The organism is Marinibaculum pumilum (assembly GCF_042646425.1).
Taxonomy (GTDB): domain Bacteria; phylum Pseudomonadota; class Alphaproteobacteria; order Ferrovibrionales; family Ferrovibrionaceae; genus Marinibaculum; species Marinibaculum pumilum.
In genome coordinates, this window is sequence record NZ_JBHRTR010000015.1 from 159609 (window position 1) to 181924 (window position 22316).

21 protein-coding genes and 2 tRNA genes are annotated in these 22316 nt (G+C 68.9%); 10 read left to right on the plus strand and 13 right to left on the minus strand.

Features of this window, described 5'->3' with window-relative positions; translation table 11 throughout:
• The first annotated feature begins 589 nt into the window (after positions 1 to 589).
• The 3 genes from ACFOGJ_RS05605 to ACFOGJ_RS05615 all read left to right on the plus strand — a co-directional run bounded on the left by ACFOGJ_RS05605 (position 590) and on the right by ACFOGJ_RS05615 (position 3074).
• The gene (locus ACFOGJ_RS05605; RefSeq protein ID WP_379898803.1) at positions 590 to 1294 is read left to right on the plus strand and encodes a class I SAM-dependent methyltransferase; all 705 of its coding nucleotides are present in this window, start codon (positions 590 to 592) and stop codon (positions 1292 to 1294) included.
• Positions 1295 to 1434: 140 nt separating this feature from the next.
• The gene (gene argC, locus ACFOGJ_RS05610; protein ID WP_379898804.1) at positions 1435 to 2490 is read left to right on the plus strand and encodes an N-acetyl-gamma-glutamyl-phosphate reductase; all 1056 of its coding nucleotides are present in this window, start codon (positions 1435 to 1437) and stop codon (positions 2488 to 2490) included.
• Positions 2487 to 3074 carry a gamma carbonic anhydrase family protein gene (locus ACFOGJ_RS05615; protein ID WP_379898805.1) on the plus strand — a complete coding sequence of 196 codons (588 nt, stop codon included), beginning with the start codon at positions 2487 to 2489 and terminating at the stop codon, positions 3072 to 3074. Before argC ends, ACFOGJ_RS05615 begins: the two co-directional genes overlap by 4 nt.
• Before the next feature lie 13 nt (positions 3075 to 3087).
• Here the strand turns inward: ACFOGJ_RS05615 and ACFOGJ_RS05620 are convergent, their stop codons facing one another.
• The 5 genes from ACFOGJ_RS05620 to ACFOGJ_RS05640 all read right to left on the minus strand — a co-directional run bounded on the left by ACFOGJ_RS05620 (position 3088) and on the right by ACFOGJ_RS05640 (position 7161).
• The gene (locus tag ACFOGJ_RS05620; protein WP_379898807.1) at positions 3088 to 3618 is read right to left on the minus strand and encodes a GNAT family N-acetyltransferase; all 531 of its coding nucleotides are present in this window, start codon (positions 3616 to 3618) and stop codon (positions 3088 to 3090) included.
• Positions 3619 to 3717: 99 nt separating this feature from the next.
• Positions 3718 to 4617 carry a 3-mercaptopyruvate sulfurtransferase gene (gene sseA, locus ACFOGJ_RS05625; RefSeq protein WP_379898808.1) on the minus strand — a complete coding sequence of 300 codons (900 nt, stop codon included), beginning with the start codon at positions 4615 to 4617 and terminating at the stop codon, positions 3718 to 3720.
• Positions 4618 to 4671: 54 nt separating this feature from the next.
• On the minus strand, positions 4672 to 5406 hold the full coding sequence (locus tag ACFOGJ_RS05630) for an alanyl-tRNA editing protein (RefSeq protein ID WP_379898809.1): 735 nt from the start codon (positions 5404 to 5406) through the stop codon (positions 4672 to 4674).
• A complete protein-coding gene (locus tag ACFOGJ_RS05635; protein WP_379898810.1) occupies positions 5403 to 6407 on the minus strand; it encodes a cysteine synthase A in 1005 nt (334 codons plus the stop codon). The genes ACFOGJ_RS05630 and ACFOGJ_RS05635 overlap by 4 nt, the downstream gene beginning before the upstream one ends.
• Before the next feature lie 130 nt (positions 6408 to 6537).
• Entirely contained in the window at positions 6538 to 7161 is a 624-nt protein-coding gene (locus ACFOGJ_RS05640; RefSeq protein ID WP_379898812.1) for an NUDIX domain-containing protein, read from the minus strand.
• A gap of 175 nt (positions 7162 to 7336) precedes the next feature.
• Here ACFOGJ_RS05640 and ACFOGJ_RS05645 point away from each other — a divergent pair, with 175 nt between their 5' ends.
• The 3 genes from ACFOGJ_RS05645 to ACFOGJ_RS05655 all read left to right on the plus strand — a co-directional run bounded on the left by ACFOGJ_RS05645 (position 7337) and on the right by ACFOGJ_RS05655 (position 9388).
• Complete coding sequence (locus ACFOGJ_RS05645) at positions 7337 to 8008, plus strand: ChrR family anti-sigma-E factor (protein ID WP_379898915.1); 672 nt, start codon at positions 7337 to 7339, stop codon at positions 8006 to 8008.
• Between the two features lie 145 nt (positions 8009 to 8153).
• Complete coding sequence (locus ACFOGJ_RS05650) at positions 8154 to 8921, plus strand: SDR family NAD(P)-dependent oxidoreductase (RefSeq protein WP_379898814.1); 768 nt, start codon at positions 8154 to 8156, stop codon at positions 8919 to 8921.
• On the plus strand, positions 8918 to 9388 hold the full coding sequence (locus tag ACFOGJ_RS05655) for a nuclear transport factor 2 family protein (RefSeq protein WP_379898816.1): 471 nt from the start codon (positions 8918 to 8920) through the stop codon (positions 9386 to 9388). Before ACFOGJ_RS05650 ends, ACFOGJ_RS05655 begins: the two co-directional genes overlap by 4 nt.
• On the opposite strand, the gene ACFOGJ_RS05660 is transcribed toward ACFOGJ_RS05655, so the two are convergent.
• From ACFOGJ_RS05660 to ACFOGJ_RS05685, 6 genes are all read right to left on the minus strand, one after another.
• On the minus strand, positions 9385 to 10611 hold the full coding sequence (locus ACFOGJ_RS05660; protein ID WP_379898817.1) for a class I SAM-dependent methyltransferase: 1227 nt from the start codon (positions 10609 to 10611) through the stop codon (positions 9385 to 9387). The two genes, ACFOGJ_RS05655 and ACFOGJ_RS05660, sit on opposite strands and share 4 nt — an antisense overlap.
• Positions 10608 to 11456, minus strand: a complete 849-nt coding sequence (locus tag ACFOGJ_RS05665; RefSeq protein ID WP_379898819.1) for a DUF1365 domain-containing protein — start codon at positions 11454 to 11456, stop codon at positions 10608 to 10610. Before ACFOGJ_RS05665 ends, ACFOGJ_RS05660 begins: the two co-directional genes overlap by 4 nt.
• Positions 11457 to 11518: 62 nt before the next feature.
• Positions 11519 to 12949: an NAD(P)/FAD-dependent oxidoreductase gene (locus tag ACFOGJ_RS05670; RefSeq protein WP_379898820.1), complete on the minus strand. Its 1431-nt coding sequence runs from the start codon at positions 12947 to 12949 to the stop codon at positions 11519 to 11521.
• Positions 12946 to 14463, minus strand: coding sequence for a cryptochrome/photolyase family protein (locus ACFOGJ_RS05675; protein WP_379898821.1), 1518 nt, complete (start codon positions 14461 to 14463; stop codon positions 12946 to 12948). Before ACFOGJ_RS05675 ends, ACFOGJ_RS05670 begins: the two co-directional genes overlap by 4 nt.
• Before the next feature lie 246 nt (positions 14464 to 14709).
• Complete coding sequence (locus ACFOGJ_RS05680; RefSeq protein WP_379898822.1) at positions 14710 to 15411, minus strand: helix-turn-helix transcriptional regulator; 702 nt, start codon at positions 15409 to 15411, stop codon at positions 14710 to 14712.
• 448 nt (positions 15412 to 15859) lie between these two features.
• A tRNA-Asn gene (locus ACFOGJ_RS05685) sits at positions 15860 to 15935 on the minus strand.
• 487 nt (positions 15936 to 16422) lie between these two features.
• Between ACFOGJ_RS05685 and ACFOGJ_RS05690 the strand changes: the two genes are divergently transcribed.
• Entirely contained in the window at positions 16423 to 18018 is a 1596-nt protein-coding gene (locus ACFOGJ_RS05690) for a mannose-1-phosphate guanylyltransferase/mannose-6-phosphate isomerase (protein WP_379898824.1), read from the plus strand.
• 28 nt (positions 18019 to 18046) lie between these two features.
• Here ACFOGJ_RS05690 and ACFOGJ_RS05695 read toward each other — a convergent pair whose 3' ends face one another.
• Positions 18047 to 18667: a hypothetical protein gene (locus tag ACFOGJ_RS05695; protein ID WP_379898825.1), complete on the minus strand. Its 621-nt coding sequence runs from the start codon at positions 18665 to 18667 to the stop codon at positions 18047 to 18049.
• 360 nt (positions 18668 to 19027) lie between these two features.
• Here ACFOGJ_RS05695 and ACFOGJ_RS05700 point away from each other — a divergent pair, with 360 nt between their 5' ends.
• A complete protein-coding gene (locus ACFOGJ_RS05700) occupies positions 19028 to 19432 on the plus strand; it encodes a hypothetical protein (protein WP_379898827.1) in 405 nt (134 codons plus the stop codon).
• A 73-nt stretch (positions 19433 to 19505) separates the two neighbouring features.
• Here ACFOGJ_RS05700 and ACFOGJ_RS05705 read toward each other — a convergent pair.
• Positions 19506 to 19579: transfer RNA gene (locus ACFOGJ_RS05705), tRNA-Cys, on the minus strand.
• Positions 19580 to 19929: 350 nt separating this feature from the next.
• On the opposite strand from ACFOGJ_RS05705, the gene ACFOGJ_RS05710 reads away from it, so the two are divergent.
• Positions 19930 to 20586, plus strand: coding sequence for a protein-L-isoaspartate O-methyltransferase family protein (locus ACFOGJ_RS05710; RefSeq protein WP_379898830.1), 657 nt, complete (start codon positions 19930 to 19932; stop codon positions 20584 to 20586).
• A 144-nt stretch (positions 20587 to 20730) separates the two neighbouring features.
• Positions 20731 to 22140: a TolC family outer membrane protein gene (locus ACFOGJ_RS05715; protein ID WP_379898832.1), complete on the plus strand. Its 1410-nt coding sequence runs from the start codon at positions 20731 to 20733 to the stop codon at positions 22138 to 22140.
• The last annotated feature ends 176 nt before the right edge of the window (positions 22141 to 22316 follow it).

Here is a 22316-nt window from a genome sequence, read left to right on the forward strand (position 1 = left end):
GGCGCATGGCTCGATCTGGTCCGACGAACCGGACTGGACGCCGATGTCGCCGCAGGAAGCCAGCGAGGCCGCGCAGCGCGCGGCTGCTCCACCGCCCGGGCTGCAGCCCGCGCCGCGGCAGCCAGACCCGCAGCCGGCGCAGGCCCAGCCCCAGCCAGTTCCCGCCCAGCCAGTTCCGGTTCAGCCGACCGCGGTTCCGCAGCAGGCGCCGCCGGCATCCGCCGCGCCTTCCCCGGCCGCCGGCGCCTCGGCCCCGCCTGCCTCCGCGCCCGAGACGCCGCCGCCGATCGTCACCTTCGAGCAGCTGACCCGACCGCCCGAGCCGTCCCCCTATGCGCCGCCGCATCGCCCGGCGGAGCAGCCCCTGGCGGGACTGCCGCAGGCGCAGGCGGGCATGGCCGCCGGAAAGCCGGACTGGGCGACCCTGGCGCCCAGGACCCAACACGCCCAGCCGCAACAGGTCCAGACAAGCCAGGTCCAGACAGGCCAGGCTCAGACAAGCCAGGCCGAGGCACATCACCCGCAACCTTTCTTGCTACAGCCGTCCCAGTTGCAGGCGTCGCAGGCGCAGCCGGCGGAAGCGCCCGCCATGGGCCAGCCCCAGGGAAGGCCGGCCGGTGCCGACCGCGTCTCCGGCCTGGGCGCGGTCTCTGCGGCGGTCCAGCCGACCCTCACAGTGCTCCATGTCGGTTGCGGGCCGCCGAACCCGAATGCCCTGCCGGCGGCGCTGCGCACCCAGAACTGGCGCGAACTGCGGCTCGACGCCAATGCGGAGATGCAGCCGGACATCGTCGCCAGCATCACCGACATGCGGCAGGTGTCCGACGGGTCGATGGACGCGGTCTATTCGTCCCACAATCTGGAGCATGTCTTCCCGCATGAGGCGCCGCTGGCGCTGGCCGAGTTCTGCCGCGTGCTGAAGCCGGACGGTCTGTGCCTGCTGCTTTGCCCCGACCTGCAGACAATCGGCCAGATGATCGCCGAGGGCCGGCTGCTGGAACCGATCTATCATTCCGCCGCCGGTCCGATCTCGCCGATCGACATGCTGTACGGGCATCGGGCGTCGATGGCGGCCGGCAACCTGTACATGGCGCATCGCAACGGCTTCAGCGCGGCCTCCCTGACCCAGCTGATGCAGGAGGCGGGCTTCGCGAAGGTGGCGGTCACCCGCGATCCGGCGCGCTTTTCTCTGTGGGGGCTCGGCTTCCGGATCGATATCGGCGACGAACTGGTCGCCCGCTGCCAGGCCAATCTGGGCATCGGCCATCCGGCCTTGCCGCCGCCGCGGGGCTGAGCTTCCCTGGCGCAAAGGTCAGGGGAGAAGCGGGAGGATCGAGAGGACGGCCGCTTGTGGCGCGCCCGATTGCGCTGTAAGCCTCCGCCGTTCCAGCGACAGGTCCCGCATCGGACGGGATCCCCGGGGGAGTAGGCAGAATGGCACAGAACAGCAACGGCAAGATCCAGGTCGCCGTTCTCGGCGCATCCGGCTATAGCGGCGCGGAAGCCCTGCGCCTGCTTCTGTCGCACCCCCATGTCCGCATCCAGGCGCTGACCGCCGACCGCAAGGCGGGTGCCCCGATCGGCGAGGTCTTCCCGCAGCTCGACGGCTATGGGCTGCCCATGCTGCAGCGGATCGAAGAGCTGGACTGGGACCAGATCGATACCGTCTTCTGCGCCCTGCCGCACGGCACCACCCAGGACGTGGTGGCCGCGCTGCCGGACAAGGTGAAGGTGGTCGACCTGTCGGCCGACTTCCGGCTGCGCGATATCGACGCCTATGCCACCTGGTACGGCCATCCCCACCGGGCGCCGGACCTTCAGGAACAGGCGGTCTACGGCCTGACCGAGTTCGCGCGGACGGCGATCGCGAACACCCGGCTGGTCGCCTGCCCGGGCTGCTACCCGACCTCCGCACTGCTGCCGCTGTTGCCGGTGCTGGAGAAGAAGGTGATCCGCACCGACGACGTGATCATCGATTCCAAGTCCGGGGTCAGCGGCGCCGGTCGCGCGCTGAAGGAGGGCAGCCTCTATGCCGAGGTCGCGGAGGGCATTCATGCCTATGGCATCGCCAGCCACCGCCACGGCCCGGAGATCGAGCAGGAGCTGAGCGGCGCCGCGGGCCTGGCGATGACGGTGACCTTCACGCCGCACCTGATGCCGATGAACCGGGGCATTCTGTCGACGATCTACGTGAAGCTGGCCGACGGGGCCGATGTCGAGGATCTGCGTGCGGCCCTTGCGGAACGCTATGCCGACGAGCCCTTCGTGCGGCTGCTGCCGCAGGGACAGGCACCGCAGACCCGCCATGTGCGGGGCTCCAACAACGCATCGATCGGCATTTTCGCCGACCGGGCGCCGGGGCGGGCGATGCTGATCTGCGCGATCGACAACTTGGTGAAGGGGGCGGCCGGCCAGGCGGTGCAGAACTTCAACGTGCTGCACGGCCTGCCGGAGACGACCGGCCTGTCCCTCGCGCCCATGTTTCCGTGAGCGACACCGGGCGGGCAAAGGCAGACCGGGCCGGGGCAGGGCGCCTCGGCGCCGCACTCATCCATCCCTATCGCGGCACCTGGCCGCGCATCGACCCGGCGGCGTTCGTCGCACCGGGCGCGGTCGTCGCGGGGGACGTGGAGATCGGGCCCGGCTGCAGCATCTGGTACAACTGCACCCTGCGCGGCGACGTCAACGTGATCCGCATCGGCAGGGACAGCAACATCCAGGACGGCACGGTGATCCATGTCTCCCGTTTCGGCCAGGGCACCTATATCGGCGACAGTGTGACGGTCGGCCACATGGCGCTGCTGCATGCCTGTATGCTGCGGAACGGCTGTTTCATCGGCATGCAGGCCACGGTGATGGACGATTGCGTTGTGGAGGCCGGCGCAATGGTCGCCGCCGGGGCGCTGGTGACACCGGGCAAGACGGTCCCGCAGGGGACCGTCTGGGGCGGCCGGCCGGCGAAGTACATGCGCGACATCCGGCCCGACGAGGTGGCCTATTTCGCCGACACCGCCCGCCACTATGCCGCGATGGGCGCCGAATATGCGGCCGCCCTGAAGGCGGAAAGCGTCTGAACCGGCCGGGTCGTCAGGGCACCGGGTCGAAGACGATCCGCTTCTGGGAGACCGGAACGAAGCCGCATTTCTGGTAGAGCGGCAGGGCCCCGGGATGGTCCAGGTCGCAGGTGTTTAGGATCACCTTCGCCGGGCCGCGGCTCCAGGCGGCGTCGATCGACCATTCCAGGAAGTAGCGCCCCAGCCCGCCGCCCTGGAATTCCGGCACCAGGCCGAAATAGGCGATCGCCGTCTGCTCCGGCAGGCGCCGGTAGTCGATCTCCACGAAGCCCGCCGGCACGCCGGCGGACAGCAGCAGGTAGATATGCACCTCCGGGTGGCGGACGATCTCCGCCAGGGCCGTGTCGCTGAGCCGCTTGCGCTCGATCCAGTACCAGTCCCGGCCGACCGTGTCGTACAGATAGCGGTAGAAGTGCAGGGGCGGCTGCTCCGCCCGGATGAGGGTCAGCCTGCGGCCCTGCGGCGGGTGCGGCAGCGACCGTGATGGGCGCGCCGCCATTTCCAGGAAGGTGACCGTGACGTCGAACAGGCCGTCCGGACGCACCTTCGGCATCCGCAGCCTGTGCGCGCGGTCCGCTGCCCCGGACATCGCCTCAGCGCCGCCCGCGGAGCGGCATCCGGCGGGCGGCCGCCCCGGTGGCGGTCACCTGCCGGTGCCCTCGTCCTTGCCGGAGCCTGTCGCCAGCGGCAGCTCTTCCCGGCTGCCCCATTCCGCCCAGGAGCCGTCATAGACCGCCACCTGGGCGCGCCGGTTCACCCGCTGCGCGGCCAGCGCGACGATGCAGGCGGAAACGCCGGAGCCGCAGGTGGCGGCGATCGGCCGGGCCGGATCGACACCCTGGTCGCGGAACAGGTCCGCCAGCCGTTCCGGCGGCAGGAAGCAGCCGGTTTCCGGATCGGTGAAGGTGCTGAAGGGCATGTTGACCGCGCCCGGCATATGGCCGGCGCGCAGGCCGGGCCGGGGCTCCGGCTCGGCGCCGGCGAAGCGGGGCGCGGGGCGGGCATCCACTACCTGTTCCCGGCCACTGGACAGCCCGCGCTGCACCTGCACGAGGTCGCGCAGCAGGGTCTGGTCCATCCGGGCGGAGAAATGCCGCTCCTGAATCAGCGGCGGATGGTCGTCCACAGGCCGGCCTTCCGCGATCCACTTCTTCAGGCCGCCGTCCAGCACCGCGACATCGTGGTGCCCGAAGAAGCGGAACATGAACCAGACCCGGGCGGCCGCCAGCCCCCAGCGGTCGTAGACGATGATCCGGTTGCCGTCGCCCAGACCCAGCCGGCGCACCCGTGCGGAAAACTTCTCCGGGCTCGGCATGGTGTGGGGCAGGCCGGAGTCCAGGTCGGCGATCTCGTCGATGTCGAAATAGACCGCGCCCGGGATATGCTCCGCCTCGTACTCCGCGCGGGCATCGCCAGGCATCGTCGGCAGGTACCAGGTCGCGTCGACGACCCGGATGTCCGGGGCATCCAGGTGGTCGGCAAGCCAGTCCGTGGACACCAGGAGCTTCGGATCGGCGGGCGCGTCGGGGGCGGTTTCGGGCATGTCGGTCTCTGCTTTCCAATGCCGGGCCTGCCGGACGGACCGGCCGCCCGCGGCTCACTCGTCTGCGAAGGAGATGGTCACGCGCCGGTTCTGGCGTCCCTTGCTCTCCAGCTTGCGGACCTCGATCGGGCCGATCTCGCCCGTCCTCGCGACATGCGTGCCGCCGCAGGCCTGCAGGTCCAGATGCCGGCCATCCGGGCCACCGGCAACTTCGATCAGGCGCACCCGCCCCGCGCCGCGGGGCGGCTTCACGGCCATGGTCTTGACCAGGTCCGGATTGCCCTCCAGCTCCGCCTCCTCGATCCAGCGAGCCTGCAGCGGATAGTCGCCCTCGATCAACTCATTGATGCGCGTTGTCAGCTCGGCCTTGTCGGGCACGTCCGCGCCGGTGGCGTCGAAGTCCAGCCGGCCCTTGCCGTCACTGATCTGGCCGCCGGTCACCGGCAGCGGCAGCACAGCCGACAGCAGGTGCAGGCAGGAATGCATCCGCATCAGCCGGTGCCGCCGCGGCCAGTCAAGGCGCAGGGTCACATTGCTCCCGGCGGCCGGCAGGGTGGCGTCCCCGGCCGGGATATGCAGCACGTCCTCCGGCCCCTCCGGCCCCTTCCGGGTGTCGATGACCGCGACCTCCGTGCCGTCGGCACAGAGCAGGCTGCCGGTGTCGCCGGGCTGGCCGCCGCCCATCGGGTAGAAGATCGTCCGGTCCAGCCGGATCCCCTCAGGCGTCGCCGCCAGGACGGTAGCGGTGGTTTCGGCCAGGTAGGGGTCGTCGCGGAACAGCAGGGTCATCGCGCCAGCCATTCGGGCACCGGCAGGTCCTTGCTGCGCAGGAAGTCGGGGTTGAACATCTTGCTCTGGTAGCGGGCGCCGCCGTCGCACAGAACGGTGACAATGGTGTGCCCGGGTCCCATTTCCCGCGCCAGCCGGATCGCACCGGCGATGTTGATTCCGCTGGAGCCGCCGAGCACCAGCCCCTCCTCTCGGATCAGGTCGAAGCAGATCGGCAGCGCGACATCGTCGGCGATCTGGAAGGCGTGGTCCGGCGTGATCCCTTCCAGGTTGGCGGTGATCCGGCCCTGGCCGATGCCCTCGGTGATGGAGGAGCCCTCAGATCTCAGTTCGCCGTCGGTGTAGTAGTGGTAGAGCGCCGCGCCCATCGGGTCCGCGATCGCCGTGCGCACCGCCGGATTCTTCGCCTTCAGCGCCATATGCACGCCTGCAAAGGTGCCGCCGGAGCCGACGGCGCAGGCGAAGCCGTCCACCTTGCCGTCGGTCTGCTGCCAGATTTCCGGTCCGGTGGTGCGGAAATGGATGTCGCGGTTCGCGGTGTTGTCGAACTGGTTGGCCCAGATCGCGCCGTTCGGTTCGCTGGCGGCCAGCTCCTCGGCCAGCCGGCCGGAGAATTTCACGTAGTTGTTGGGGTCGCGGTACGGCACGGCCGGGACCAGGCGAAGGTCGGCGCCGCACAGGCGCAGCATGTCCTTCTTCTCCTGGCTCTGGGTCTCGGGCATCACGATGACGGTGCGGTAGCCCAGGGCATTGCCCACCAGGGCCAGGCCGATGCCGGTATTGCCGGCGGTGCCCTCCACGATCACGCCGCCGGGTTTCAGCAGGCCCCGGCTTTCGGCGTCGCGGACGATGCCCAGCGCCGCGCGGTCTTTCACGGAGCCGCCCGGGTTGAGGAACTCCGCCTTGCCCAGGATGGTGCAGCCGGTCTGCTCCGAGGCCCGTCGCAGCTTGATCAGCGGCGTGTTGCCGATGGCGTCGATGAATCCGTTGCGAATGTCCATGGGGGCCCATATTGCGCTGTGCCGGGCGGGAGCCAAGCAGTGACTGACCTATAGCGGTGCGGCGCGGGGCGTCAAGAACGGCGCCATGCAGCCTCTGCATAGGTGCCTGCTTGCGACCGGCTGCCGCGTTCTAGGTCCAGGTCGCGCGCAGGCGCGCGCGCTCCAGCCGCAGCCAGAGCAGGGAGATCAGGATCGGGCTGGAATTGGCGCGGCCGTCCAGCAGCATCGCGAAGGCGTCTTCGACCGCCAGGAGGTTCACGCGGATATCCTCGCCCTCCTCGGCCACGCCATGAACCTCGCCGCTGCCGCCCTCCAGTGTCGCTTCGGCGCACCAGATCTCCACCCGTTCGCTGCAGCCGCCCGGCGTCGGGTAGTACTCGCAGATCTTCTCCGCTCGCGCGCCCAGGATGACGCCTGCTTCCTCCACCGCCTCGCGGCGCGCGGATTCCAGCGCGCTCTCCCCGGGATCGATGAAGCCGGCCACGGTCTCGTGCAGCCAGGCATGGCCGCCATCGGCGAAGGCGCCGATCCGGAACTGTTCGATCAGCGCCACCCGGTCGCGCACCGGATCGTAGGGCAATACCGCGACCGCCGGACGCCGCAGAAGCACCTCGCGCTCCAGCGGCGCGGTCAGGCCCCCGTCGAACCGTTCGTGCCTGACCCGCATCCGCGCCAGCTGCATGAACCCGTCGAAGACCAGTTCGTTCTCCAGGATGTCGACCTGTTGCGGGTTCCGCCTCGGCTGCCCCGGCATGGCGCCTCCTCCGACTGATGGCCCGGTAGGTCGGGCCGGATTGGATATCGTCTTTCCTGAGTGATCCGCCCGCGGGTGGATCGCGTATAGTGGCGCGAATAGGTTCTATCCGATGTCCTGCCCGTCGATGAATGGTGTGTGGCGGGACGGCAGACAGTACGGACAAGCTGACGTGATGAAACCCAGTCATCATCCGGTGGAAGAGTTCCTGCTCGACTATGCCCTCGGTCATCTGCCCGAGGCATGGGCGCTGGCCGTGGCCACCCATCTGACCTTCTGCCCGGACTGCCGGAATCGGGTCGCCGGCTATGAGCGCATGGCGGGCCAGGCGGTGGCGGAGGCGGGGCCGGTCCCGATGGGGGAAGGCAGCCTGGCGGCGGTGCTGCAGCGGCTGGATGCGCCGCCGGCAATGGCGGAGTCTCCGCCGGCGGCCCGCCCTGACGCGCCGCTGTCGATCGACGGCGTGCCGCTGCCGGCCCCGCTGCGCCGCTACCTGGCGGCCGGCGAGGCTGGCAGGTCCTGGCGCCGGGTGATGTCCGGGCTCGACGAACTGCGCCTGCCGGTTGGCGAAGAGGGGCAGAAGGCGGTTCTGCTGCGGATCCAGCCGGGCAGGGCGATGCCCTGGCATACCCATCGCGGCGAGGAAATGACCGTCGTGCTGGACGGCGGCTTCGTCGACGCGTCCGGCGAGTTCAGGCGTGGCGATTGCGCGCTTCTCGATTCCCAGGTCGACCATCGGCCGGTGGCGATGGAGGACCGCGCCTGCCTGTGCCTGGCGGTGACCGACGCGCCGCTGAAGCTGACCGGTCCCGTGGGCCGCTGGCTGAATCCCCTGATCCGCTACTGAGCCGGTTCCGGATCCGGTCTTCCGGACCAGATCCGATCGCCTGATGCCTGCGTAAACGTCTGAAAGGCGGCGCAATGCGGCCCCGCCGATCCCCCCGCCTTTTCGGCGGGCGGGCATCGCACGGACCTGCGGCACGAGGGCAATAGTGAGCGAAACGACCGGCGAAAGTGTCTGGATTACCGGTGCCGGCTCCGGCATCGGCAGGGCCGTTGCACTGCGCTTCCTGCGCGCCGGCGCGACGGTACTGGCCAGCGGTCGAGATCCAGATCCGCTGCAGACCCTGGCGGCCGATGCCGGCGTTGCGCCGGAGTCGGTCGCCGTGCATGCGGTGGACGTGACAGACCGGGCGGCGGTCCATCAGGCCGTGGCCGACATGCAGGTGCGCGCAGGGCCGGTTGATCGTGTGATCCTGAACGCGGGCACCTACCAGCCGGTGGAAGCCGACAGCTTCGACGCCGCCGCCTTTGACCGCCAGTTCGCGGTGAATGTCGGCGGCGTCGTCAACTGCCTGGAGGCGATCGTTCCGGCGATGCGGGCGCGCGGCGCGGGCCAGATCGCCCTGGTGGGATCGCTTTCCGGATATCGCGGGCTGCGGCGTGCATCGGCGTACGGCGCCAGCAAGGCTGCGGTGATGCGGATCGCCGAATCGCTGCGCCAGGACCAGGCTGCAGCGGGCATTGACGTGCGGCTGGTTTCGCCCGGCTTCGTGCGAACGCCGCTGACCGATCGCAACGATTTCGAGATGCCGTTCCTGGTCGAGGCCGAGGATGCCGCGGAGCGGATCTATCGCGGCCTGGTGCATGGCCGTGGCTTCGAGATCGCCTTCCCGCGCCGCCTCGCATGGCCGGTGCGACTGGCTTCGATGCTGCCCTACGGGCTCTATTTCTCGATGATGCGGAGGGTGACGGGGTGACCGGGGATGCAGCGGAACTGCCGGCGTATGTCGCCCGCTATGCGGATTTCTTCGACAGGATGACGGCGGAGACGGTGCCCCACCTGGCCGACCTTGTCACGCCGGACGTCCACTTCCGGGATCCGTTCAACGACATTCGCGGCGCCGAAGGGATGCTGCGGGTCATGGCGCATATGTACGAGACCTGCGACCTGGCCCGGTTCCGGGTCGTCGATACGATGGCCAGCGACCGGCATGCCTTCCTGACATGGGAGTTCGACTTCCGGCCGAAGCGTCTGCGCGGTGCGCCCTGGCATGTCGACGGGGTGACCGAACTGCACTTTGCCCCCGACGGACGGGTGACCGCCCACCTGGACTACTGGGATTCCGGCAGCCAGTTCTACGGGCGGTTGCCGGTCCTGGGCTGGGTGATCCGCAAGCTGCGCGGCCGGCTGCAATACGCGCCGTCGTCGGGCGGCGGGATCTAGTCCTTCTGCAGGCGCAGATGGGCGACGTCGATCCGGCCGGAACGGAAGCCGCCCTCGCAATACGCCAGGTAGAATTCCCACATCCGCCGGAAGCCGGGGTCGAAGCCCTGACGCTCGATCACCGGCCAGGCATCGAGGAAGCGGTGGCGCCACAGCCGCAAAGTCTGGGCATAGTCCGCGCCGAACCGCTCGTCGGCGGTCAGCCGCAAGCCGGCCCGCGCGGTCTCCCGCTGCAGGGCTGACGGGCAGGGCAGCATGCCGCCTGGGAAGATGTAGCGCTGGATGAAATCCTGTCGGCGGCTGTAGGCGGGGTAGTGCCGGTCCTCGATCAGGATCGACTGCAGGGCGGCAACGCCACCCGGGACAAGCAGCGCATGCAGACGGCCGAAAAAGACCGGCCAGTAATCGGCGCCGACCGCCTCCAGCATCTCGATCGACACGATCCGTTCGTAGCTGCCGGTGACATCGCGATAGTCGCGCAGCGCCACCTCGACCCGGTCGCCGAGACCCTCCTCCCGCACCCGGGCGGCAGCGTAGTCGGCCTGTGCCGCGCTGATCGTCACGGTGGTGACGCGGGCGCCGAATTCGCGGGCGGCAAAGCAGGCGAAGCCGCCCCATCCGGTGCCGATCTCCAGGACCCGGTCGCCGGGCTGCAGGCCGGCCATCTCCGCGATGCGGCGATACTTGTTCAGCTGGGCGGTCTGCAGATCGTCCCGCGGACTGTCGAAGCAGGCCGCGGAATAGGTCATCGTCGGGTCCAGCCACTGCGCGTAGAATTCATTGCCCAGATCATAGTGGAAGGCGATGTTCCGCCGGCTGCCGCGCCGGCTGTTGCGGCGCAGCGCCTGCAGCGCCCGGCCGGCCAGGCGCAGCGGCGGCACCGCCTGCAGTGCGGAGCGGGCCAGATCCTCGTTGCTGACCGCCCACTCCACCAGGGCAGCCAGGTCTGGGCTCTGGAAATCGCCGTCGATATAGGCCGCGCCGACGCCGGTCGCGCCGCCCAGCAACAGGCGGCGTGCGAACCGCGTCCGTCGGATCGTCAGCTCCGCCTGTGGGCCGGCGCGCTCGCCGCTCACCTGCACTGTCTGGCCCCCGGGCAGGGTCAGACGGATCGCGCCGCAGCGTACATGGCGTGCCAGGCGCAGCAGCAGCCGGGTCCAGAGGTCCGTGCCGGCATGGTCCTGCGCCTTGCGGCTGGCGGATAGGTCGATGACTTCGGTCATTGCGGGATGTCGGCCTGTGGCGCTTGCGTTGCGGGGACAGGGGCGGGGACAGGGGCGGGGACAGGGGCGGGGGCAGCGGCGGTGGGCGAACGGAAGCGGGCGCCCTTGCGCCAGAGCTTCAGCGCCTCCCAGTGGATTCCGCCGATCACGCGCAGGGACTGCAACGGATAGGCCAGCAGCAGGCGAGCCAGGGCAAGGTCGCTGCAAGGCCGCCGGACCGCGGCATGCACCGCGGTCAGCCGGTTGCCCTCCTCATCGTCGAAGCGGATCGACAGGGCGTAGCGTTCGCCCGGCGGCTGCAGGCGGAAGCGGTAGCGTCCGGCGGTACCGAGGAAGGGGGAGACGAAGAATGCCTTCGGTCGGGTATGGCAATGGGCGCGCCCGCTGTCCCGGGCCGTCAGCGGCGCGGCATAGACATGCTGGCCGCCAAAGGTGTTCTTCACCTCGTAGAGGATCGCCCCGAGCCTGCCGGCCGCATCGTGGCAGAAATAGACGCTCAGCGGGTTGAAGACGTAGCCGAACAGGCGCGGAAAGCAGAGGAGCTGTAGACGTGCGGCGAACGCGGACAGGCCGTGCCGGGCGAGCTCCGCCTCGATCCACGGACGCAGGGGCGTGCCGTCCCGCGGGCCATGGTCGCGATCGTCGAAGGCCAGGGGCGCGAAGCGGTTGTAGCCGAACAGGCGCAGATCCCGACCGGCCTCCTCCAGCCGGTCGATGTCCAGCAGCAGGGAGAATACCGGCAGGCGGAAGCGATGGCGCTGCGGCCCGTCGCGGCGATGCATCACATGCCCGGCGTAAATCGCCAGGGCCGGCGCGCTGTCCTGCTCTGCGTACGTCATCGACATGCGTTCGGGGTCATCCCGCCCAGAGCCGTTCTTCCAATGGTGCACCGAACACCTGCCCGCCATCAGGCCATGCGGACAAGGCGGTCCGATGCCGCGGCTTCGCGGGGCGGCGCCATCCCGTCGTCGTTCCGGAGACCGCTCCCGTCGCGCCCGCCGGCCGGCGGGACTGCGGTGGGCCAGGGCGGCGCGGCGCCAAACGACCGGGCGACGGCGATCGCGGATGCCAGTCCGTCCTCATGGAAGCCATAGCCCAGCCAGGCCCCGCAATACCAAGTGCGACGCTGTCCCTGCAGCCGGCCCAGCCTGGCCTGTGCCTCGCAGGCCCGGCGGTCAAAGACCGGATGGTGGTAGACGAAGCGACCGATCTGCGCTTCCGCCGCCGGTGGACGTTGCGGGTTCAAGGTGACGAACAACGGAAACCGCCGATCGATCCCCTGCAGCCGGTTCATCCAGTAGGACACACTGACCCTGCCGTCCTGCGCGCCGGCGGACAGGTAGTTCCAGCTGGACCAGAGCCGGCGTCGCCGCGGCATCAGGGTGGGATCGGAATGCAGTACCGCCTCGTTCTCCTGAAAGCGGATCGCGCTCAGGCTGTAGGCTTCCTCCGGATCGGGGTCCGCCAGCAGCGCCAGGGCCTCGTCGGCATGGCAGGCGAAGACGACCTCGTCATAGCGCGCCCGATCACCGGCCCGGTCGGTCACCACCGCACCGTTCCGGTCGCGCGATACCCGTTGCGCGGCGCAGCCGGTGCGCAGCACTGCGGGTCCGAGATCGGCGGCGAGCCGGTCGACATAGCTGCGCGACCCGCCGGCGACGGTGCGCCAGCGCGGGCGGTCCGACATGTCCAGAAGCCCGTGATTGTCGAAGAAGCGCAGGAAGTTCTCGGCGGGGAACGCCGCCATGGCCGCCGTGGGCGCGGACCAGATCGCCGCGCCCATCGGCAGCAGGTAGTCGCGGGCAAGCTCCGGCGCGTAGCCCTGGGCGGCGAGGAAGCGCCCCAGGCTCATGCCTTCGAGATTGCCGTGCTGCAGCGCCAGACGGGCATCGCGGTTGAAGCGCAGGATGTCGCGCAGCATCCGGTGGAAAGCGGGACGCAGCAGGTTGCGCGGCTGCCCGAACAGCTTCAGCAGGTTGTCGCCCGCCCATTCGAGCCGGCCATCCTCGACGCTCACGCTGAACGACATGTCCGACGGGCGGGTCGGCACCTTCAGATGCGCGAACAGGGCACAGAGGTTGGGATAGTTCCGCTCGTTGTAGACGATGAAGCCGGTATCCACCGGGACCGTCCGACCGTCGCCGCCCGGCGCCTCGACCGTATGGGAATGGCCGCCGAGCCGCGGCTCGCGTTCGTAGAGGGTGACCTCGTGCCGCTGCTGCAGCAGCCATGCCGCCCCCAGGCCGGCAATCCCGCCGCCGATCACGGCGATGCGCCTGCCGGGGCGCCTCTCGGTCGGTGCGGATGTGGAGCGATTGTCGTTGGCACGCACACTCATTCCGCCGCATCCTTGATCGTTTCGAAGGCGGAAAGGGCGTGCCGGCGTGCCTCGGCATGGTCGACAACCGGACGGGGATAGGTCTCGCCCAGGTCAATGCCGGCGGATCGCAGCACCTCCGCCGGCGCCTCCCAGGGGGCATGGAGGAACCGGTCGGGCAGGGCGGCGATCTCCGGCACCCATTCACGGACATAGCCGCCTTCGGGGTCGAACTTCCGGCCCTGCAGCACGGGATTGAAGATGCGAAAGAACGGTGCCGCGTCGGCGCCGCATCCGGCGACCCACTGCCAGCTTGCCGAATTGTTGGCGAGATCGGCGTCGACAAGAGTGTCCAGGAACCAGCCGGCGCCGGTCCGCCAATGGATCCGCAGGTCCTTCACCAGGAAGCTCGCGACGACCATGCGGACCCGGTTATGCATCCAGCCGGTGGTCCAGAGCTCCCGCATGCCGGCATCCACGATCGGATAGCCGGTCCGTCCGCGGCACCAGGCCTGCAGCGCGTTGCGGGTGGCCGCATCGCCGTCCGGGGCGGACCAGGGAAAGGCGTCGAAGCGCCCGTTCAGGTTCTGTCGCGGCAGGCTCGGGAAGTGGTGGAGCAGGTAGTGGGAGAATTCCCGCCAGCCCAGCTCCGCCAGGTACTTCTCCGCCGCCTTCTCCGGCATGCCGCCTGCGGCGACGGTACGGCGCACCGCGTGCCACACCGTCTGCGGCGAGATCTCGCCCCAGTGCAGGTGCGGCGACAGCCGCGAGGTGCCCACCCGGTCCGGCAGATCGCGCGCCCTGTGATAGCTGGCGGCGGCGGCGTCGAGGAAGCCGTCGAGACGCGCCCCGGCGCCGGCTTCGCCGGGTGTCCAGGCGGCGCACAGGCCGCCGGCCCAGTCCGGTGCCGTCGGCGTCAGGCGCCAGTCGGCCAGGTCTTCCGATGCAAGCGGGTCGCCATCGCCCGACCCCGCTTCAGCCGACCCCGCTTCAGCCGGGCCCGCCGCCGCCGGCGGCATCGGCGGTTGCGGTCGCGGCGCAGGCGGCTCCTGTTCGCCAAGGCAGGCCCGCCAGTAGGGGGTAAAGACCTGATAAGGCTCGCCGGAGCGGTTCAGGGGCTTCGGCGGGTCGAACAGGAGCGGCGGGCCGGCGATGACAAGATCGATCCCGTCTTCGGCGAGCGATCGCTGCAGGCTGCGGTCTGCAGCGATCGACTGCGGTTCCGGTACCTGGTTGCAGAAGATGCGGGCGGCGCCACTGGCCTGGCAGATGTCGCGCAGCAGGTCGGCCGTTGGACCGCTGCGCAGCAGCAGCTCCAGGCCCTGCATACGCAGAGATTCGGACAGGGCCGAGAGGCTGTGGTGCAGCCACCACGCGGCGGCGCCGCCCAGTTCTGCCCATTCCGGCCGGTCCGGGTCGAACAGGAAGCAGGGGATCAACGGACCGCCCCGGTCCGCTGCCGCGATCAGTGACGGATTGTCGTGCAGCCGCAGGTCGCGGCGGAACCAGAGGATGGCGGGCTTGCTGTTCGGCACGTCCTGTCCTGCATCAATGAGGGGCGCTGATTGGCCTCTGCCGGCCAGTGCCGGCGTCGATGGTCGATACGCAGGATGCGCCGGGATGGATCACGCCGCCCGGGCACGGGGGCAGCCTCCGTCCTGGCATGAGGGATCGGACGCGGGACGTCGTGCGGGGGACGCCCGCTGGATGCGGGCCAGATGCAGCGAAGCCCGGCCGGGGCCGGGCTTCGGAGGGGAGGGGGGAGAGCGCTTGCCGTGCGGTCAGGCAGCGTGGGCCAGCGCGCCGTCCGGCATCCGCGGACGCTCCATCCTGTCGTAGCGGGCGGGCCTGTGCGTGGCTGCGCCGTCGCCGCCGGCCGCATGGCCGCCGTATATGTTCATCGCCAATGCCGTGGCCTGGGTACGGTTGGTGACGCCGAGCTTGCGGAAGACCTGGCGCAGATGCGCCTTGACGGTGACCTCCTGCAGGTCGAGCAGACGGGCGATTGCCTTGTTCGACATGCCGCTCATCAGATGATGCAGCACCTCCCGTTCCCGGTCGGTCAGGCGCATCAGTCGCGGATCGCGGCACTCATCTGCCTGTGCGGGCCCTTCCAGGCGGATGCCCAGCATGTCGCCAATCCCGGACAGAACATTGCGCGCCTCGTCGGACCCGGCGTCGTCGTCAAGCCTGTGGCAGGCGATCGTCGCGTTGCTGCCGGCAATGGTGACGCCATCGTCGAACATCGCGACCGGCACGCCGGGATAGGCCGCCTGCAGGCGGATCAGGTCGTGCAAGCCGCGATGCCTTACGCTGTCCAGGTCGATGCAGAGCAGGCCGACCATGTCGCCGCAATCGCTGAGCGATACGGCTTCGCCGAAATCCGGTGCCTCGCTGAAGACCAGGCCGCCGCCCAGACGATTCAGGAACTTGCGCATGCGCCCGTGGAACTGGGGCCGACTGCCGATCAGAAGCACCTTCATGAAACCCTCCTCTGCACCATCCGGCCGGCGCATTCGTCATCGATGCGGCCGATTTTGACGGATGCAACGCAAGCGGCGTACCAGAGCGGGCCAGAGCCTTTGCGGCTTTCACAAGATCAATGGAATCAAGCAACTAAGCCATGTGACTGAAAATCATTCCTGAAAAAGGATGGCGAGGCGAATCATTGTTACTGCGGATTGCCTCGCCTGCCTTGCAATTTGCAATGGATCGTCTCGCAGCCTGCAAGCGCGATGTGCCATTCGGGGCAGGTGGCGCCCTGTGGCAGCGGGAGAGTTCCGGGGGCATGAGAGACGGGCAGGTGCCGGAATCGCAGTTCGGCCGCGTTTGGCGTGGGGAGGCACCGGCACGGCGGTGCGGCTGATCTCGCGACCGATGCCGAAAACAGAACGGCCGGGACGGCAGCGCCGTCCCGGCCGTGTCTGGAATTGGCTCCCCGGGCCGGACTCGAACCAGCGACCCGGTGGTTAACAGCCACCTGCTCTACCAACTGAGCTACCGGGGATCAGACCGCGTCGGCGACGGCATCCGGCGGCCTCCTGGGGCAGGCCCGTGCGATGCCGGAAGGCGGCGCGGGCGAGACCCTGAGACCGGCCTTCGGCCAATCCCTGCGCGGGGCCGACTTCATATCAGAGGGTCAGCCGCGTTGCAAAGGCTCGATTTCGGAAAATCTTCGCTGCGGCTGTCGCCGTCCCGCCGGCCGGGAGAACTGCAGCGCAGGGCCCGCAGGCGGGCCGGCAAGCGGTCTGGGAGACGAAGCCGCGCCGCCCTTCTTTCGGGCAATGTCGCTGGGTTTTCGAACGTGACACGAAGAGGCCGGTACGGCGGGAAGACGGCCGACCGCTTCTGGCATGCAGCATGCTTGCGGATTGCCATGTCAGGGGCGATACAGGGCAGGCCCGCACCGCGTCCGGAATCAGGACAGTGATATTGGCTTGGGCCAGTGGGTCGTGGACCGCGCACCGGGTTCGGCGTTCGGCAAAGGGGGAGAGATGTCAGGCGATTGGCGGACGAGGGTTTCACGGCTGTATCCGGTCTTGCTGGCGGGTGGGGCCGGTGCCGGTCTCTGGCCGATGTCGCGGCTGCTTTATCCGAAGCAGTTCCAGCCGCTGGCCGGCGAACGCTCGCTGCTGCAGCAGGCCGCACTCCGCTTCGCCGGGCGCCGCGACTTCGCCCCGCCGGTGGTGGTGTGCCACCACGAGCACCGTTTCATCGTCGCCGAACAGCTCGGCGATGCCAATGTGCCTCCTTTCGGGATTCTGCTGGAGCCGGAGATCCGCGAGACCGGCATCGCGACCCTGGTGGCCGCGCTCATGCTGCGCAAGCGCGACCCGGATGCGGTGATGGTGCTGATGCCGACGGACCAGACCATCGCCGACCCGGCCTCGTTGGAAGCCGCGATCGACAATGCCGTGCCGGCGGTCCTGGACGGCCGCATCGTGCTGCTGGCCAGTCGTGGCGGCGCCGAGACGCCCAGGCATTTCGCGTTGGCCGTCGACAAGGTGCAGGACAAGAAGACCGGCCTCAGCAGCGTGTCGGCGGTCGGCGGACGGGCCAGCGACGGCGCCATCGGCAAGGAGGCCGACGGGCGGCTGCTGTTCAGCGATATCCTGCTGGTACAGGCGGCGCGTTTGATCGAGCTGATGGCAAAGGCACATCCGGAACTGTCGAAGGCCGCCAACGACGCGGTGGCCGCCGGCGGCCGCGACCTGATCTTCTACCGGCTGGGCGACGATGCCTACCAGGCGGCCCCCAGCGTGTCCGTCGAGGCGCTGCTTGCCGAACATCTGGCAAAGAAGGACCTGTCGCTGATCGAGGTCGACATGGGCTGGCGCGACTTCGACAGCTGGCAGACCCTGTGGGCCGCCGGGCCGCGCGACGAGGATGACAACGCCGTGTTCGGCGATGTCATCACCCACGATACAAGCAACAGCCTGATCCGCGCCGATCGTGCGCTGATCGCGACCCTCGGCGTGAAGGATCTCGTCGTGGTCGCCACCGATGACGTTGTGGTGGTGGCCGATCGCGGGCGCCTGGGCGAGATGCGCAAGATGGTCTCAGACCTGCGTGCCGCGGGCCGGCGGGAGGCCGATGCGCACAGCCGCTCGTACCGTCCCTGGGGGCATATCGACAGTATCGCCGTCGGCGAGAATTTCGAGATCAAGATGCTGTCGGTGCGCTCCCACGCCTCGCTGGCGCTGCAGCTGCATCACCACCGCGCGAAGCACTGGGTGGTGGTCAGCGGGACGGCGCGGGTGACCCGCGGCGATCGGATCCTGGTGCTGTCGGAGAACCAGTCGATCTTCATCCCCATCGGCATGCCCCACAAACTGGAGAATCCCGGGAAGCTGCCCCTCAAGATCGTGCAGGTCCAGTCGGGCACCTATTTCGGCTCCGACGACGTGATCCGGATCGACGAGCCCTATCGCCGGCCGGCCAGACCTACCCGCCGGCGCGCCGGCGAGGAGGAAGGGGCCGGCGAGTTTGCTCCTGCCGAAGCCAGGGCAGGCGAAGGCAAGGCCGGGGGGGAGGGCAGGGCCGGGGAAGGCAAAGCCTGGGAGGGCAAGCCGGGGACCGAGGGCCGGTGAAGATGCCGGCGCGGCCGCCGGCGCCCGCTCAGTACGAGGCGATCCAGCCCGGCGGATAGTAATGCAGGGCGATGCGGCAATTCGTGCCGCCGCCTCCGGCACCACCACCGCCTGCGCCACCGCCGGCGCCGCCTGCCGCCGCGCCGGCCTCCGGGCGGGTCGTCTCGACCGTGCCGCGGATCGAGGTCCGGTCACGGAAATCGTACTGCGCGGCATAGAGTGAAACGACATTGCCGCCCCTGACCTCGCGGACCACGTCGGGGACCACGGTCGGGATCCCGTAGCGGGCGTTCAGGCCGGCCAGGATGTAGTTGAACCTGGCGACGCAACTCCGCTCGTCCTCGCCGGAGGTATAGACGGCCTCCGCATCGATCGCCCGGTTGTCCTCGTCGAAATTCTGCGTGACCTGGAACCGCAGGCCGGCCAGCACCACCGGATAGGTGAAGACGGGCGCGCCCTGGGCCGGATAGTTCAGGTTGCCATTGCCGTTGTTCAGCGCCATCACCGCCTCGGCCTCGGTGCCGAACGGGATCGCGCCGAAGCCGATCGGGGGCTCCGCATCGCGGGTGGGCGGCTTGTAGGGTTCGGCTGCCTGCGCCGGCGGCGTGGCGGCAAGGACCGCCAGCAGCACCGCGGCGCCGGCCGTCAACGTGCCGCATCGGCGTCTGCCGACAATGGTTCGAAACTTGCTTAACATCTTCCGGGGCATTCTGCTCTTGCTCCCATCGTCGGACTGCCAGTCGCATGGCTGCCTGACAGATGACGATTCACGCCACGGTAACCACCGAAAGGCCAAATTGTCCCATGTTGGCGAAACACCTACAATTCACAACGGTGCGGTCGTCCGAATGCTGGGCATGGCGGTGCGGTGGAGTGCTCGGACGGCGGAATGGGGCGGATGCCCCTCAGGCCTCATAGCGGGCAGGCTTCAAGGCGGGCAGGCTTCACGGCGGGCCGGTTGCCAGGCGAACAGGTCGCTGCCCGCGCAGTCAGGGATGACGGAACGACCATGTGGTTGCGCCTAGCAGGAACAAGCCCCAGGGAAGAGGACGTCGCGGACCAGCCGCCGGAGGTCGCCGCCGACGCGGAGCGGACCGAACGGATCATGGCCAGCATGGCGATGGACACCTTTCAGGTCTTCGAGCATCTGAATCGGCGCCATGCGCGGGACCTGTCGCTGGAGAAGCTGACCGAGGATGCCACGCGCGACTGCATCATGCGGACCCTGGCGGAAGCGCGGGGCGATGCCTACGTGACGGCGGCAGAGCGGGCGCGGGCATTCGCGCAGGACTGCCTCCGCGCCTATGAGAGCCTGCCTGCCGGGCATCAGCGGGTCGTGGTCAAGTGCGTTGCCGAGCTGTTCGAGCAGTTCGCCGCACGGCTGGAGCGCGAGCAGGTCGGCACCCCGCGCTGACGGGCGCCGGACCGTCTTTGTCTCTGAGGGCCGTCTTTGTTTCTGAAGACTGTCCGGTCTCTGAAGGGGAAGGTGGAGGCCCGAGCCGGAATCGAACCGGCGTATACGGATTTGCAGTCCGCTGCGTCACCACTCCGCCATCGGGCCTCAATGTCCGTCCCGGCGGCCTGCGACCGATGCCGATCCGCTGGAGAACATCTCCGGGCGATCCGTCACCGGGGCAATCCGTCCCGGCTCGATCCGTCGCCGTGGGGAGGAGCTATTACGCGCAGCGGCCCGGAACGGTCAAGCGGAAGATGCAGCGGATGGATTGTACAGGTGCGCGGGCGCCGATATAAAGCGGGCAGTCAGGGTCCGGCCGCTGTCGCCCCGCGCCGGCGGCAGCCATGGCAGCGGCGGGGCGCCTGAGAGACAGTCAGCCGGACAGGAATTCAGTAAGCGGCGGAGCGGCATGTGATGACGGATCGCAGCAGGGGCCTTTCGGGGGGCGGTCGCCCATGACGGATCTCTTTGCCGTTGCACGGCGCCATATGGTCGAGAGCCAGATCCTCCCCAACAAGGTGAGCGAAGGGCCGGTGGTGGAAGCGATGGCCACCATCCCGCGGGAGCGCTTCGTGCCGAAGGCCTATCGCGGTGTCGCCTATGTCGATGACGATCTGCCGATCGGCGACGGCCGCTATCTGCTGGAACCCGTCGTGCTTGCGCGCATGGTCGAGGCGGCGGAGATTACGAAGGACGATCTGGTGCTCGATGTCGGGCCGGCCACCGGCTACTCGACGGCGGTGCTGGCGACCCTGGCGAACACCGTGGTCGGATTGGAAACGGCGCCCGATCTGGCGGCGAAAGCCACCGAACTGCTGGCCTCGCTCGGGGTCGACAATGCCGCGATCATCGAGGGTCCGCTGGAACAGGGATTGCCCGACCAGGGGCCGTTCGACGTGATCATTCTCCAGGGCGCGGTCGAGGTGGTGCCGCAGGCGCTGCTCGATCAGCTTGCCCCTGAAGGCCGGCTGCTGGCGGTGGTGATCGAGGACGGTGTCGGCAAGGCCAGCCGCTACCTGCGCATCGACGACCGGTTCGGCCGCAGGGTCCTGTTCGACGCAGGGGTGCCCCGCCTGCCGGGCTTCCGGCGCGAGCGGGAGTTTCAGTTCTGATCCGGCTGTCGCAACGCAGCGGACCGGACGTCGGAGGAAAGCCAGCAATCATGAACGGGCATCGCCGGGGACGTTCCGCCGGACGATAGGCGTGGGATACCGATGGGCGGTTGGTGCCGCCGCGAAGCGGTTGGGGAGTTTGTTATGGCGTTTCAGTTCAGCAGGACAGGCAAGTCCGCCACCCGGCGCGCGGTCCTGGCTTCCTTGATCGCATCCACCGCACTGGCCGCCGGGCTGGGTGCCGCTCCGGTCCGGGCGGAAACACTGACCGACGCGCTGGTGGAGACCTATCGCACCAATCCGAGCCTGGAGGCGCAGCGCGCGGCCCTGCGCGCCACTGACGAGAACGTGCCCCAGGCCCTGTCGGGCTGGCGGCCGTCGGTGAGCGTCAGCTCCAGCATCGGCAAATCCCGGGTCAGCACGGACAATGCGCTGATCGGCGGGCCGAACCGGACCCTGACGCCGATCTCCAACTCGCTGACGGTGTCCCAGCCGGTCTATTCGGGCGGCGTCACCTCCGCCTCCACCCGGGCGGCCGAGGCCCAGGTCGAGGCGGCGCGCGCCACCCTGACCTCTACCGAGCAGTCGGTTCTGCTGAACACCGTCACCGCCTATTTCGACGTCCTGCAGAACCAGGCCCTGGTGCGCCTGCAGCAGAACAACGTGCAGGTGCTGGAGCGGCAGCTGGAGGCGTCGGAGGATCGCTTCCGAGTCGGCGAGATCACCCGCACCGACGTGGCGCAGGCCGAGGCGCGGCTGAGCCTGGCGCGCTCGAACCTGATCACGGCGGAAGGCAATCTGGTGAACAGCCGCGCCACCTACGAACAGGCGGTGGGGCGTCTGCCGGGGGCGCTGGAGACGCCGGACCTGCCGCCGGACCTTCCCGGCACGGTGGAGTCGGCGATCGAGGAAAGCCTGAACATCAATCCGACCCTGCAGCAGGCCAAGTTCACGGAACTGCAGTCGCGCCATACCATCCGCGCGACCTCCGGCCAGCTGCTGCCCAGCGTCTCGGTCTCCGGCACCGCCCAGCAGGACCGCGACACCTCGCAGCAGGATCTGACCACCAACAACTTTTCGCTGATCGCCTCGGTTTCGGTGCCGCTCTACCAGTCCGGCTCGGTCTATTCCTCGGTACGGCAGGCGCGCCAGCTGAACAGCCAGGATCGAATCGAGATCGACCAGGCGCGCCGGAACGTCGTGCAGAGCGTCACCCAGGCCTGGGAGAACCTGCAGACGGCGCGGTCCACCATCGAGGCGCAGCGCGCCCAGATCGCCGCGAATCGGATCGCCCTGGACGGCGTCATCCAGGAAGCGCAGGTCGGTACCCGCACGACCTTGGACGTCCTGAACGCGGAGCAGGAACTGCTGCAGGCGCAGGTCAGCCTGGTCCAGGCGGAGCGCAACGAGTATGTCTCCGCCTATACGCTACTTTCCTCGATCGGGCGGCTGACCGCTCAAAGCCTTCAATTGCCTACGGATTATTACGATCCGACCGTCCACTACAACGAAGTTCGCGACAAATGGTGGGGCACCGACGGCGGTCTGGACTGAGCCGTCGATTGTGTGATTTCCATCCCGCAGCGACGGCGATTTCTGAACGTCAGCCGATAGCGGCTTGTAAATTCTGGTATTTCCGCGATTGATCGCGTACCTTTGGCTGGACCGGAAACCGGCCACGGGTCGTTTCCTGCTGACGAAAAGACGGATGGAACCCGTTCATGGGTGAG

Excerpts from the sequence above, each read along its gene's own strand:
- ACFOGJ_RS05630 (WP_379898809.1), bottom strand. The coding sequence starts at position 5,406 with ATGACCCTGCTGTTCCGCGACGACCCCTACCTGGCCGAAACCACCGCT.
- ACFOGJ_RS05690 (WP_379898824.1), top strand. The coding sequence starts at position 16,423 with ATGTCAGGCGATTGGCGGACGAGGGTTTCACGGCTGTATCCGGTCTTG.
- ACFOGJ_RS05635 (WP_379898810.1), bottom strand. The coding sequence starts at position 6,407 with ATGGACATTCGCAACGGATTCATCGACGCCATCGGCAACACGCCGCTG.
- ACFOGJ_RS05640 (WP_379898812.1), bottom strand. The coding sequence starts at position 7,161 with ATGCCGGGGCAGCCGAGGCGGAACCCGCAACAGGTCGACATCCTGGAG.
- ACFOGJ_RS05680 (WP_379898822.1), bottom strand. The coding sequence starts at position 15,411 with ATGAAGGTGCTTCTGATCGGCAGTCGGCCCCAGTTCCACGGGCGCATG.
- ACFOGJ_RS05700 (WP_379898827.1), top strand. The coding sequence starts at position 19,028 with ATGTGGTTGCGCCTAGCAGGAACAAGCCCCAGGGAAGAGGACGTCGCG.
- sseA (WP_379898808.1), bottom strand. The coding sequence starts at position 4,617 with ATGCCCGAAACCGCCCCCGACGCGCCCGCCGATCCGAAGCTCCTGGTG.
- argC (WP_379898804.1), top strand. The coding sequence starts at position 1,435 with ATGGCACAGAACAGCAACGGCAAGATCCAGGTCGCCGTTCTCGGCGCA.
- ACFOGJ_RS05715 (WP_379898832.1), top strand. The coding sequence starts at position 20,731 with ATGGCGTTTCAGTTCAGCAGGACAGGCAAGTCCGCCACCCGGCGCGCG.
- ACFOGJ_RS05665 (WP_379898819.1), bottom strand. The coding sequence starts at position 11,456 with ATGTCGATGACGTACGCAGAGCAGGACAGCGCGCCGGCCCTGGCGATT.
- ACFOGJ_RS05660 (WP_379898817.1), bottom strand. The coding sequence starts at position 10,611 with ATGACCGAAGTCATCGACCTATCCGCCAGCCGCAAGGCGCAGGACCAT.
- ACFOGJ_RS05710 (WP_379898830.1), top strand. The coding sequence starts at position 19,930 with ATGACGGATCTCTTTGCCGTTGCACGGCGCCATATGGTCGAGAGCCAG.
- ACFOGJ_RS05645 (WP_379898915.1), top strand. The coding sequence starts at position 7,337 with ATGAAACCCAGTCATCATCCGGTGGAAGAGTTCCTGCTCGACTATGCC.
- ACFOGJ_RS05670 (WP_379898820.1), bottom strand. The coding sequence starts at position 12,949 with ATGAGTGTGCGTGCCAACGACAATCGCTCCACATCCGCACCGACCGAG.
- ACFOGJ_RS05605 (WP_379898803.1), top strand. The coding sequence starts at position 590 with ATGGGCCAGCCCCAGGGAAGGCCGGCCGGTGCCGACCGCGTCTCCGGC.